Source organism: Polyangium jinanense, from assembly GCF_028435265.1.
GTDB classification, from domain to species: Bacteria; Myxococcota_A; Polyangia; order Polyangiales; family Polyangiaceae; genus Polyangium; species Polyangium jinanense.
In genome coordinates this window covers 96458-109139 of the sequence record NZ_JAGTJK010000023.1, presented here as the reverse complement: position 1 = coordinate 109139, position 12682 = coordinate 96458, and the positions used below count along the sequence as shown (strand labels likewise).

7 protein-coding genes are annotated in these 12682 nt (G+C 67.6%); 3 read left to right on the top strand and 4 right to left on the bottom strand.

Annotation, left to right across the window (positions count from 1 at the left end; all coding sequences use genetic code 11):
• Positions 1-33 precede the first annotated feature (33 nt).
• Both KEG38_RS32470 and KEG38_RS32465 read left to right on the top strand, forming a co-directional pair.
• Positions 34-2469, top strand: coding sequence for a hypothetical protein (locus KEG38_RS32470; RefSeq protein WP_272423882.1), 2436 nt, complete (start codon positions 34-36; stop codon positions 2467-2469).
• A 50-nt stretch (positions 2470-2519) separates the two neighbouring features.
• Entirely contained in the window at positions 2520-4982 is a 2463-nt protein-coding gene (locus KEG38_RS32465; protein WP_272423880.1) for a glycosyltransferase family protein, read from the top strand.
• 337 nt (positions 4983-5319) lie between these two features.
• On the opposite strand, the gene KEG38_RS32460 is transcribed toward KEG38_RS32465, so the two are convergent.
• From KEG38_RS32460 to KEG38_RS32450, 3 genes are all read right to left on the bottom strand, one after another.
• Positions 5320-8109 (bottom strand): glycosyltransferase family protein, encoded by a 2790-nt coding sequence (locus tag KEG38_RS32460; RefSeq protein WP_272423878.1) that lies wholly within the window; start codon positions 8107-8109, stop codon positions 5320-5322.
• A gap of 120 nt (positions 8110-8229) precedes the next feature.
• Entirely contained in the window at positions 8230-9927 is a 1698-nt protein-coding gene (locus KEG38_RS32455) for a hypothetical protein (RefSeq protein ID WP_272423877.1), read from the bottom strand.
• Between the two features lie 330 nt (positions 9928-10257).
• A complete protein-coding gene (locus KEG38_RS32450) occupies positions 10258-11220 on the bottom strand; it encodes a GDP-L-fucose synthase family protein (RefSeq protein ID WP_272423875.1) in 963 nt (320 codons plus the stop codon).
• A gap of 80 nt (positions 11221-11300) precedes the next feature.
• On the opposite strand from KEG38_RS32450, the gene KEG38_RS32445 reads away from it, so the two are divergent.
• On the top strand, positions 11301-11711 hold the full coding sequence (locus KEG38_RS32445; RefSeq protein WP_272423873.1) for a helix-turn-helix domain-containing protein: 411 nt from the start codon (positions 11301-11303) through the stop codon (positions 11709-11711).
• Here the strand turns inward: KEG38_RS32445 and KEG38_RS32440 are convergent, their stop codons facing one another.
• The gene (locus KEG38_RS32440; protein WP_272423872.1) at positions 11712-12656 is read right to left on the bottom strand and encodes an NAD-dependent epimerase/dehydratase family protein; all 945 of its coding nucleotides are present in this window, start codon (positions 12654-12656) and stop codon (positions 11712-11714) included.
• Positions 12657-12682 lie beyond the last annotated feature (26 nt).

Sequence of the window (12682 nt, the reverse complement as noted above, 5' to 3'; positions counted from 1 at the left end):
CCGCCCCCTTCGGCGGCTACGCCCTCGCGCTCCATGGTCGAGGGAGATGCTCGGATCCAGGACCGCGTGGGCCCGCGCCTGGCCGGGGCCGCCACGACCCTCGTGCTCCTCGCCGGCACCGTCCTGTTTGGCAGGGTCGTCCACGGCCACTACCCCATTCAGAAGTGGCTCGTCTGGCATTACGCCGGCGCCTGGCTCGGCGTGCTCGTCGTCCTCGCCGCCTCCTACGGCCTCGGCCACGTCCTCGTCCGCCGCGCCTTCTCCTTGCGCCTCCCGCTGTGCGAGCACGCGATCACCGCCCTCGCCGTCGGCGTCTTCGGGTACGAAATCCTCGTTTTCCTCGCCGGCATTTTCCAGCTGTATCGCGCGCCGACCTTTTTCCTTTTGCCGCTCCTCCTCCTCGCGGCCGTCTCCGTGCCCCTCGCGCGCCACCTCGCTCACGTGCGCCGCGTCCTTGCGCGGGCCTCGCGCCGTGCGCCGCGCCTCTCGACCGGGGCGATCCTCGCGCTCGCGTTTGGCCTCCTCGGGCTCGGGCTCGTGTACGTCAACGTCCTCACCCCGCACAATATCCAGTTCGACGCGCGGTGGAAACACATGGCGCTCGCCGAGGATTACGTCCTTCACGGCGGCGTGCACCCCTCGATCGAGGGCTTCGTCTTCTCGGCGCGTCCCCATTTCAGCTCGTACCTCTACACCTGGGCTTTCCTCCTGCCCGGCGGCCGCCTCTTCGACCGCATGGTCCTCGCGGCCCATCTCGAATTCGCGATTTTCCTCGTCACCACCGTCTTCTTCCTCCCCGTGCTCGTCCGGCGCCTCGTCCCGCGCGCCGATCCTCGCTGGATCTGGGCCGTCCGGTTCCTCTTCCCGGGCGTGTTGCTCTACGACAGCTCCGTCAGTGGCGGCGCCGATCACGTCGGGGCCATGTTCGCCGTGCCGATCGCGCTTTGCCTCTTCCGTGTCCTTCGCGACCTCGATCCGCGCCGCGCCGCCCTCCTCGGCCTGCTCGCGGCGGGCGCGGCGCTCACGAAGGAGACCGTGGCGATCATGCTGGTCCCCTTCCCGGCGCTCGCGCTCCTCGTGCAATCGATCCGCGCCGCCAGAAAGGCCCGCAGGGAGGGAAAACCCGCGCGCCCCGCCCTCGCCGCCCCGCTCGTCTTCGGCCTCGCCGCCCTCGTCGCGACGTCGCCGCTCTGGCTGAAGAACTTCGTCTTTTATGGCGACCCGGTCTATCCCCTCTCGCACCGCTTCCTCGACCTGCACCCATTCTCGGAGGACGCGGCCTATCGATTCCAGTACGGATACCTGGAGGGGAAGATGTGGGCGCCTTCGCGGGACCTCCAGGGGCTCGCCGAGACGGTGAGCGCGCTCGGCCTCTTCTCCTTTTTGCCGAATGATTGGAGCAAATTCCACGGCGACGTCCCCGTCTTCGGCTCGCTCTTCACGCTCCTGCTCCCGTCCCTGCTCCTCGTGCGCGTAAACAAGCGCGTCTGGCTCCTCGTCGTGTGGATCCACGTGGCGATCTTCACGTGGTATGCCGTCAACCACCAGGACCGTTACCTCCAGGCGCAGCTCCCGCTGATGGCGGCCGTCACCGCGGCGCTCGCGCTCTCCCTGTACCGCGCATCGGGCCGCCCGGCGCGGGCCGCGCTCTTCGGGCTCGTGGGATTGCAAGTGGTGTGGGGCGGCGACGTCTACTTCTTCCAGACCCACGTTTTCGCGAAATCGCCGCCCAAGCAGGTGATCGACCTGCTCAGCAGCGGATTCGACCAGAAATTCGAGGAGCGTTTCGCCGTCCAGAACCGCTTTCAGACCGTCGGCGCCCAGATCCCGCCCGGATCACGCCTGCTCCTGCACCTCATGCACACCCATCACGGCCACCTCGGCACGGGCGTCCCGACGGTGCTCGACAATTACCTCTGGCAGTTCGGTATCGAATACGGCCGCGCCGGCTCACCCGAGGGTGTACGCAAGCGCCTCCGCGAGCTCGGCGTCACACACGCGTTCGTCGCGCCCGAAAAAGAGAGCGACGGCTCGAACTCGATCGCCGCCGACATCCTGTTCTGGGAATACGCGCGGAGCGGGCTCGAAGAGCGCCGCATCGTGGAGGGCGGCATCCTCGGTCGCGTGACGGACGCGCCGATCACGGCCCTCTTCCGCGACGTGGCCCTCGTCCTCGGCTGCTCGAAGGATGCGCCTCCGCGCGGGCTCTATCGCGTGACGGACCTGCACATCCTGCCTTATGGCCCGAAGGCGCGCGAATTCCCGGCGCCGCAAGCAGAGGCCGCCACGAAAGAGGCGGCGGAGAAGCTTCTCCCGGTCACGGAATACGCGGTCCTCGAGAAGCAATGTTACGAGCAACAAAAGCCCACCGAGCTTCTGGAGCGCTTCGAACAACTCGTCGAGCGCAGGAGCCACGGCGCGTGGAAGAAGCTGGAGATCTGGGCACGCAAGCGCGAGGGCAGCGACTGAGCCGGGATCCAGCTTGACGCAGGCAGGGCCGGCGAGTACCTCCGTCGCCAATGGAATCGGTCGAAACGGCGGAGTCGGTCGGACCTCCCGCGCAGAGCGGACGTCTCGCGCGCTTGCGTCAGGCCCTGGTCACGCTGGCGCTCGTGGCGGGGATCGGCGTCTTCGGTTGGGTGGTCCACCAACACTACCCGATCCCGAAGTGGCTCTTCTGGCGGTACGCCGGCTACTGGCTCGGCACCCTCGTCGTGGGAATCGCCAGCTACGGCCTCGGCCACGTCGCGCTCCATCGGGTCTTCCGGGTGCGGATGCCGCTTCTCGAGCATGCAATGGTCTCGATGGCGCTCGGGGTCTACGGCTTCGAGATCCTGATGTTCATCATCGGCCTGCTCGGACTCTACCGCACGGCCACGTTTTTCGTCCTGCCCGTCGCGCTCCTCGCCGCCGTCGCCCTGCCGCTCTACCAGCACGCGCTTCACATCCGCCGCGTCTTCGCCCGCTCCGCCCCGACCCGGCCCAAACTCGGGCCGGCCGCGCTCGCCCTCGCGTTCGGCCTGCTCGGCCTGGGGATGATTTATTTTTACGTGATCACCCCATCGAACATCCAGTTCGATTCGCGGTGGAAACACCTGGCCCTCGCCGAGCAGTACGTGGTGCAGGGCGCCATACGGCCTGCGGTCGAGGGGTGGGTCTTCACGGCCCGCCCGCATTTCACTTCGTACCTTTACACGTGGGCCTTCCTCGTCCCCGGGCGCCTCTTCGACAAGATGACGCTCGCCGCGCATCTCGAGTTTGGCCTGTTCGTGATGACGACCGTCGTCGGCATCCCGGCCCTCGTGCGGCGGCTCGTGCCGCGCGCCGATCCTCGCTGGATCTGGGCCGCGCGGTTCCTCTTCCCCGGCGTCCTGCTCTACGATAGCTCCGTCTGCGGCGGCGCCGACCACGTCGGTGCGATGTTCGGGACGGCGGTCGTGCTCGTCCTCTTCCGCGCGCTGCGCGACCTCGACCTCCGGTACGTCTCGCTTCTCGGCGTCCTCTGCGCGGCCGCGGCGCTCACGAAGGAGACGGTGGCCATCATGCTCGTGCCGGCGCCGCTCGCGCTCGTCGTGATTCGAGGGGCCATGCTCGGGGTGCAATCGTTCCGGGGGCGCGCCGAGCCCAATCTCGGGCGCCGCTGGCTCGTCGCGCCGCTCTTGCTCGGCGGCGTCGGGCTCGCAGCGAGCTCGCCGCTATGGCTCAAAAACTTCCTCTTCTACGGCGACCCCTTCTATCCGCTGCTCGGCGCCAAGCTGCACGCGCACCCCTTCACGGACCAGGCCGCGTATCGATTCAAATACGGTTATGCCGAGGGCCTGCTCTGGAAGCCGACCCGCGATCTCAAGGGGCTCCTGCAGACCCTCGTCGCGCTCGTCGATTTCTCGTTCGTCCCGAATGACTGGCCCAAGTTCCACGGGAAGGTGCCGGTCTTCGGCTCGATGTTCACGCTGCTGCTCGGCTGTCTCCCCTTCCTGAAGAAGGCGAAACGAATCTGGCTCGTCGTCCTGCTCGTACACGTCGGCATCTTCATCTGGTACTCCGTCCATCACCAGGACCGCTACCTCCAGGCGCTCATGCCCTACATGGCGGCAGTCACGGCGGCGATCGCGCTTTCCGTGTGGCGCTCGTTCGGCACGGGCGCGCGTGTCGCCCTCGCGACTTTGTTCGGGCTGCAAATCGTGTGGGGCGGCGACGTATACTTCATCCAGACGCACGCCCACGCGCGCTCGCCGCTCAAGAACAGCATCGACCTCCTGAGCGCCGGTTTCGAGAAGAAACACGACGCGCGCTTCGGCATCCAGCAGCATTGGCAGGAGGTCGGCCAGGCGACGCCGCCCCAATCGCGGCTGCTGCTGCATATCTGGCCCGACCACCACGCCCACCTCGGGACGATGCGGCACACGGTGCTCGACGCCTACCTCTGGCAATTCGGCGTGGAATACGGCGCGGCAGGCTCGACCGAGGGGGTCCGCACGATGCTGCGCGATCTCGGCGTGACGCACGTCCTCGCCGAGCCCGATAAGGAGAGCGACGGCGCAAACTCGATCGCAGCCGATCTTCTCTTCTGGGACTTCGCCACCCATCTCCGCGAGCGCAAGACCATCGGCCAGGGGCTGCTCGGCAAGGTCCCGGAGGAGCCCATCCAGGCGCCCTTCGACGACCTGACCGCGGTCCTGAGCTGCACGGCAAAGGCGCCGGCCAAGGGCCTCTTCCACGTGCGGGACCTGCGCGTCCTGCCCTTTGGCCCGATCGGCTTCCCCGCACCGATCAAGCCCGCAAAGACCAAGGAAGAGGCCGAAGCCCTCCTCGCACATGCCCACTTCGTGGTCCTGGAAGAGGGCTGCAAAGAAATCGGCAAACCCGCGGGCATCACGCGCGCCTTCGACCTCGTCACGCACCGCCGGCGTTACGGGCCCTTCAATGCGATGGAGCTCTATCGCCGCCGCCCCGGCCTCTCCGCAATCCCCCTCCCGCCCTGAGCGTCTGGGGGGCGCTTCGCTGGGGCGTTGCCCCAGGCCCCACCAGGGGCTATCCGCCCCTGGACCCGGACCAGCGCAAGCGCTGGACCCGGGGTCGATGAACTGCGCAACGCGCAGTTCATCGAACAGGCCGAGTCAAGACCAGCTACAACCCTGCCAACCAAGACCGCCGTGACTGGCAACGTTGTCCCTGGTCTTGCCACCGGCCCGTGGAAGAACTGCGCGGAGCGCAGTTCTTCCCCAATGGTCCAGGGCTTGCCCTGGTTCGGGTCGAGGGGCGAACAGCCCCCGCGGGGCCCGGGGCAGAGCCCCGGCGCGGCGGCCGCCAGAAGAAACCTCAGTTCACGCGTGCGGCCTGCGGGGGTGCGGCCATGAGCACGTCATCCGCGAGGATGTGCCCCCAGTTCCCGTTTGACTCGTCCACGATCACGACGCGCCCTTGCTTGCCTGCGTATGCGCTCGTCGACAGCTCGGTGGGCCGGAGGATCTCGTCGTTCTTGCCGCAGGATCGCGCCACGATGCGCCCGTCGACCTCCAGGCCTACGAACGTCTTCTGACAATCCTTGCCGCCGCCTACGAGCACGTGAATGGGCTGGCCGTCGAGTGTCAGCATCGGGAGCGCGACCTTGCCCTTTGCTGCGTCGCCGCCGTGGTATCCGTTCGCGAGCGCGCGGCCGAGGAAGCCCGTGATCTCCTGCTGATTGCCTGTCGGGCCTGTCGCGGGCGCCTTGCCGAACGCCGTGCCTGTGATTTCGGTCCCCTCGGGGAAGACCTCGTCGAAGCTGTAATGGATGGCGAATCGCGCCGCGAATGCGATCACGTCGGGATCGTTCTCCGGTAGCTCGGTGAGAGCTGCGCGGAACAGCTCGACCCCATTGCCCGGCACGCCCGACCGGAGCCGCGCGCGGATGTCTTCCTTTGTCCCGCTGGACCAGTGAATCCCGTCGATGTAGAGACCGCTCCCGGGCGCCTTGTCCTCGTCGACGATCCGGAGCGACGCGCGGCGACCCTGCAGATCCTCGATTTGCCAGGCCTCGGGCACGAGCTGCCGGTCGGCGCGCGGGCGTGCCGTGCGCTGGGTCGCGCCATCGACCACGAGCTCCACGCGCACGCCGGGGCTCGATTTGCCGCCGAGCGCGAAACGAAGCTCCGGCTTTGCGAGGACGCCGAGATCGATCTCCAGGGTCCCCGTGCCGCCTCCCGCGTCTGGCAGCGAGACGAGCAGACTCTTGCCCGTCGCGCCCATGCGCCGCATCTTCTCGATGCGCAGCCCCGCGCCTTTCATTGCTGCGCCTGCGGGCAGATGGCCCTCGAAATCGGCGACCTCGCCGATTTGCCCCCGGAGCTCGCCGAGCAGCTTCTCCCGGTCCGGATGGCGCTCCAGGAAAACCTCGTAAAACGCGAGCGACTCGAGGAGATCGCTCCGCGTGCCCGTGCGCGCGAGCACCGCGATGTCGCGCGCCGGATCCGGGATCTGGGTGTTCTTGACGGTGCGCAGCGCCTTCACGAGGTCGGGGTCCCAGCGCAGGAAATGGAACGTGCTCCCGTCGACGTTCGCGCGGGTCTCCTCCTTGAACTTCTCGCCCCAGGGATTGCCGAGATCCACCACCGCGCCCTCGGCGAGCAAATCCTCCAGCGAGCCGCGCTTCTCGTGCCCCGGCCGCCCGCGCTTCTCGATCGACTTGTGCGCGATGCGCCGGTTCGCGAGACCGTATGCGTCGACGATCGGCAGATCCGCGTACCAGCCTACGAGGCCGATGCAATCGATCGAGAGCTTGGGCCGGAGCCCGCGGGCGATGAACGTCTTGTGCACGCGCTCGCCCATGCCCGCGTAGATCGAGCCGGATTCGAACGGAAAGACGTTCTTCACCGGGTAGAACGTATTCTCCTCGGCGAGGTTCCAGCGCTTCTCGTAGGGCTTGAGCACGCGGACGGGCAGGACGGCGACCGCGACGGCGAGCGCCGCGACCGAGCCGACGAGCGCCCGCGCTGGCCCGGCGAGCTCGCGCAGCCGATACCGGAGCGAGACCTCGGTCCCGACCGCGAGGATCGGCAGCAGCGAGACGAAGAACCGGTGCTCCATGAAATCGCCGCCGACCTTCACGACGTAGCGGCCATAGACGAGGAGCGAGAGCAGCGCGAAGATCCGGAGGCGCGTCTCGGCCCGATTGCGAGACCGCCCGGCGAGCGCGAGGAGGAAGAGCGGGATCCAGATCACCGCGCCGCTCGTGAAGAGGAAATGCGTCGCGTAGACGAGACCCTGCGACCAGTACGTCAGGTTCCCCGACTTGGCGTAATAGGTATTCGGAAAGAAATCGCCGTACGCGCGCCAGCGCCAGAGGAAATACGGAACGTAGAACAGGACGAGCGGCGCGCCGTACGCGAAATACCGGCGGAGATCGAGCCGCTTCCAGAACGGCCGCTCCTCGTGGTGAATCAGGTCCTCGGCGACGATCGCGAGGCCCATGCATCCGTAGAGGAGCAGGTGATCCGGCCGCGTGAGCGCGGCGGCGATGAATGCGAGCCCCGCTCCGAATGCGCCATTCTTGCGGAGCGAGGCCCACATGCCCACGGCCACGAGCATCGCGGCGGGCATCGTTTCGAGGCCCGACGAGGCGAACGTATAAAACGGCCGACTCCCGGCGAGGCAAAGCGCGGCGAACGGAATGATCGCGGGCTTCGGGCTCGCCTTGCGCACGACGAGCGCCACGAACACGATCGCAAACACGTACGCCGCGAGGTTGCCGAAGAGCCCGGCGTGCGGGATCGAGACCCGGACCTTGGCGAGCAGCCCGAGCACCAGCGTCCACAGAAAATTCGTGTATCCCTCGACCCACTCGCCCGGGTTGAAGACGAGGCCCTCGCCGCGCGAGAAGTTGCGCGCGTATCGGAACGAGATGAACGCGTCGTCACACAGCCATCGGATCTTCCACGCGAGGGCGAGCCCCGCGCCGATCCCACCGAGGAGGACGATCGCGTAAAGGACGCGCTTGACGACCGGGGAGACGCGGCCGGCGAGGAAACGCTCGAGGAAGAGCAAGAGGACCGCGCCGAGGATCAGACCGGCGAGCAGGGGCAGGCTGGCCTTGATGGCTTCGGCCGCGGCGACGACGATTTCGAGGAGCATCGAGGAAAGATCCAGGCAAACGGGCGGGATCCGTCGCCCGCGGGCGGGAGACTAGTACATCCAGGGGCAAGTTGCAGGGGGGTCGTGCGCGCCGCGGCCCGCGCGTATCCCTGACCGCCTCTATTTCCGCAGCCGCTCCGCGACCGAGGTGTGCACCGCGATGTACGCCGGCAGATCCTCGTGGTCGTCGTAGATCACCTGATAGCCGTACTTCGACAGCCACACGGGCGGCCTCCCCGCGTCGAAGATGATCACCGGCGGGGTGAGGTTGCACCTCTGTTCGAGCTCCTTTGCGTGCTCGATGATGTACTTGAGCTCGATATGCACCCCGTGCACGAGGCGCTGCTGCGCGCGCGCGGGCACGCAGTTCGCGAGCTCCTTCGACGATAGGTTGTACTGGTCGAGGAAGTGCAGCGCGCCGTAATACTTCTGCACCACGTGAAACGGCACCATCCCCGCCTGGCCCGAGATGAACGAGAGGGGCTGCTCGCGCGTCGGGCCGAGCTTTTCGAGCGTCTCCAGGAACGCGGGCAAGAGCTTCGCGTCGCGGCGGTGCGGGCGGTTCGCGATCTCCGGGAACGAGAAGGCCGCCATGCCGGGTTTCTCGCGGGCCGCGCGTGCCTGTTTCCTGGCCTCGGCCCACCTGTGGCTCATGTTCAACGGCGACCGACCAAAATCGATCACGGCGTTCACGTTGAGCCAAAGCAGCGTCGCGCCGAACAGAAAGCCCACCGCCGCCGCCCGCTCTTGCGACGCGCGGTCGATCGCGAAGAGCATGAGCACGACGTACGCCGGCATGGCGGGCACGAGGAACCGCGCACCCGTCATCCAATCGCCCCCGCTCATCAGGACGAACGCCGTCGAAGCGAACGCGAGCGCCGCCGTGAGCACCACGGACATCGGCAGCCGGCGCTTCACCACGCCCCAGGCGACCATACCGAGCGCCACGCAAAGGAGGGGCACGTATGCCGAATTCGTCTCTTGGAAGCCCGCTTGCGCGTAACGAAGCCCGTTGTCGAAGTCGAAGCCCCCCGATTTCATGCTCGCGGGGTTCGGCACGGCGCTGCCGAAGGCCACCTTCCGCGACACGGCCAGCACGACCACGGGCGTGATCGCCGCGCCGAGGACGTGCAGGCTCCGAAGAAAACGACGCCGCGCCTCTGCCGTCTTGTCGAGCGTGCGAAGCAAAAACGAATACGTCGCCGCCGTCGCCGCGAGCGCCAGCAAAACGACGGGCGACTCGGGCCGCGCGCCGGCGAAACCCGCGGAGACGAGGACGACGGGCGCGAGGGCGCGAACGGTCTGACCACGCCCGGCCGTTTCGCTCGGCTCGCTCTCGACGTACCGGGCGAGCACGAGCACGGCGAGCACGCCGAAGAGCGCCGTCATCGACGTCTCCATGCCGCTCGTGCTCCAGTACAGAAAACACAGGCTCGTCGCGAGCAGCGGCGCCGCGAGCGGCGAGAGCCGCGGGGACACGCCGCGCGCGAGGACCGTCACGACCCCGAGGGCGAGCGCCGCGCAGCCGATGCTGGTGATCCAGCCGAGGATCGGCGCCCCCGCGCCCGTGAGCTTCTCGGCGAGCGCCAGCCACACCACGAGCGAGAAGCTCGAGCTTTGCTCGATGGGGGCCCCATTGTAGTTGACGATCGCCCCGAACCGGGCGAGCGCATGGGAGACCCAGAACGTGATGTGGCTATCGTCATGCCCGGCCGACGGAAAGTAAGTGGCACCGAACACGACGCCGAGCAGGAGCCCCAGAACGAGCCCGACCCAGGGGGCATGCTCGCGCAGCCGTTGCAAAAGACGCGTGATCATAAGGACCTTCGTTCGTGCGGGACAAGCGGAAGTGCGCGGTCTCTTACCACAAGTTCCTCTCCCCGAGGCCCTCCAGCGTCACCTACCCCCGTGCATCGTCGGGAAGAGGCCGAAACCTCCCTCACCTACCCCCGCTCACGGCGTGAGCTCCTCGAAATTCGGATCGATCCTGCCCCCCGACACCCCGTGACCTCGGCAAGATCACGTCTGCTCTGACCCCGCTCGGCATCCGCGCGGGCAAAGATCGCACATGCCTACCCTCACGTGTTCCCGGGAGCCCACGAGGATCACGCCTCATCTGGCCCCGCGCAGCCGCAGAGCGGACCAGGATCACGATTTTTCGACGATCCGGCCCCGATTCTCCTCGTACCAGCCGATCGTCTTCGCGAGCCCCTCTTCCAGCGCCGTCCGCGCCTCGAACCCGAACCATTCGCGCGCCCGCGACACGTCGAGCATCCGGCGCGGCTGACCGTTCGGGCGCGAGGTATCCCACACGATGTCCCCGTCGTACCCGCACGCCTTCGCGATCGTCGCCGCAAGATCCCGCATCGACACCTCGCGCCCCGCGCCGAGGTTCACCGGCTCCTCGCCGTCGTACCGCTCCGCCGCCCGCACGAGCCCCTCCGCCGCGTCCTCCACATAAAGGAACTCCCGCGTCGGCGACCCGTCGCCCCAGAGCACGACCGACCGCTCCCCACGCAGCCGAGCCTCCACGAACTTCCGGATCATCGCGGGGATCACGTGGGAATCCTCGAGGTCGAAGTTGTCCCGCGGCCCATAGAGGTTCACCGGGAAGACGACGACAAACTTCGACCCGAACTCTTTCCGGTACGCCTGCGCCATCACGAGCAGCGCCTTCTTGGCGATCCCGTACGGCGCATTCGTCTCCTCCGGATACCCGTTCCAGAGGTCCTCCTCCCGGAACGGTACCGGAGCAAATTTCGGATAGGCACAAATGGTACCGGCGACAACAACCTTGGGCGTCCCTGCGCGCCGCGCTTCTTCGAGGACGTGCAGGCCCATGGCCATGTTGTCGCGGAAGAAGGTGCCGGGATGGCGGCGATTCGCGCCGATGCCGCCAACACGCGCGGCCAGATGCAAGACGAGGTCGGGGCGGTGCGTTTCGAAGAGAGATCGCGTCGCGTGGGCGTCCGTCAGATCGAACTCGGCCGAACGGGGGACCACGATCTGCCGCGCGCCACGCGCTTTCAGCACTTCCACGACGTGCGAGCCGAGGAACCCGGCGCCGCCCGTGACGAGGATCTTGGAGTCAGAGAGAGGGAACATCGGCATGGGAAGCACGACCTTAAAGAAGGCGATACCACCCTCACGCGCTCGGCGCAGCACGTCGATCGAGAAGTAGCGAGGAGCACATGCCGCGCAGAGTCCGCCCCAAGAAGCTCTTCCTCACGATCGGCGAGCGCTTGAAGGCATTCCGGCTCGCCGCCGGGCTGACCCAGGAGGAAGTGGCCGAAGGTCACGCGCCCGGCGAGTCGTTCGCCAACAAGGGTCACATTTCGAGCATCGAGCACGGGCTCGCGAACCCCACCGTCGAGACGCTGCAACGTATCGCCGAGGCGCTCGAAGGAGACGTGGAGCTCGTCGACCTGGTCATCGACCCCGACGAGAGTTTACGCCACGCGGTCATCGCGCTCTCGCGGACGCTGCCCGACGAGGTGCTCGGCGAGATTCTGGTGAAATACGGGCCGGTGCCGGAGCTCGTGCCCCGAAAGAGGAAACGCACGCACCATCGGGCAAGCGGGGCGCGGCCGAAGGCGCGGTGACTAGGTCCGGGAATACCAGTCCACGAATTTGCGGATCCCCTCGCGAATCGCCGTCTTCGGCTCGTACCCGAGCGCCGCGCGGGCCGCGCCGATGTCCGCGATCGTGTGCTCGACGTCGCCGACGATCGAAGGACCACGATGCACGCGCGCGGGCTTGCCGAGGGCCTCGGCGAGCAGCGCGACGACCTCGTTCAACGTCGTCGGCGTACCCCCGGCGCCGAGGTTGTAGACGCGGTAGCCCTCGCCGACCTGATCGATCGCGCGCACCGTGCCGTCGATCACGTCGTCGACGTAGGTGTAGTCGCGGCTCGCCTCCCCCGTGCCGTAGAGCTCGATCGTCTCGCCGCGATCGATGGCGCGGCAGAACGCGTGAATGGCCATCTCGGGTCGCTGCCGCGGTCCGTAGACCGTGAAATAACGGAGCGACGTGACCCCGAGGCCGTGCGTGTGCACGAGGGTGCGAAGCACGAGCTCGGCGGCGCGCTTGCTTGCGGCGTACGGGCTCATCGGCTCGTCGGCGCGGTCGTCCTCGGCGAAGGGCAGGCGCTTGCTCGCTCCGTAGACCGACGAGCTCGACGCGAACACGAAACGGGTGACACCCCGCGCGCGGGCGAGCTCGGCGAGGCGTATCGTGCCCTCGACGTTCACGCGCTGGTAACGCGACGGCGCGGCGAGGCTCGGGCGCACGCCCGCGAGGCCCGCGAGGTGAACGACGGCGTCGAAGTCCGTAGCCGAAAGGAGATCCGTGACGGCGGCGTCGTCGAGGAGGTCAGCCTCGACGACGTGGGCGCGGCCTCGGATGCGGGCGAGATTTCGCTCCTTGATCGAGCGTGCGTAGAAGGGATCGAAGCTGTCGAGGCCGACGACGGTGTCGCCTCGATCGAGGAGACGTTCCGCCAGGTGGGATCCGATGAACCCGGCGATGCCGGTCACGAGCAGCTTCATCGCGGGCGCGAGGGTAGCACCCCGAT

Bases quoted from the DNA above. Each gene is read 5' to 3' on its own strand.
- KEG38_RS32465 (WP_272423880.1), top strand. From the start codon at position 2,520: ATGGAATCGGTCGAAACGGCGGAGTCGGTCGGACCTCCCGCGCAGAGC.
- KEG38_RS32460 (WP_272423878.1), bottom strand. From the start codon at position 8,109: ATGCTCCTCGAAATCGTCGTCGCCGCGGCCGAAGCCATCAAGGCCAGC.
- KEG38_RS32445 (WP_272423873.1), top strand. From the start codon at position 11,301: ATGCCGCGCAGAGTCCGCCCCAAGAAGCTCTTCCTCACGATCGGCGAG.
- KEG38_RS32470 (WP_272423882.1), top strand. From the start codon at position 34: ATGGTCGAGGGAGATGCTCGGATCCAGGACCGCGTGGGCCCGCGCCTG.
- KEG38_RS32455 (WP_272423877.1), bottom strand. From the start codon at position 9,927: ATGATCACGCGTCTTTTGCAACGGCTGCGCGAGCATGCCCCCTGGGTC.
- KEG38_RS32450 (WP_272423875.1), bottom strand. From the start codon at position 11,220: ATGCCGATGTTCCCTCTCTCTGACTCCAAGATCCTCGTCACGGGCGGC.
- KEG38_RS32440 (WP_272423872.1), bottom strand. From the start codon at position 12,656: ATGAAGCTGCTCGTGACCGGCATCGCCGGGTTCATCGGATCCCACCTG.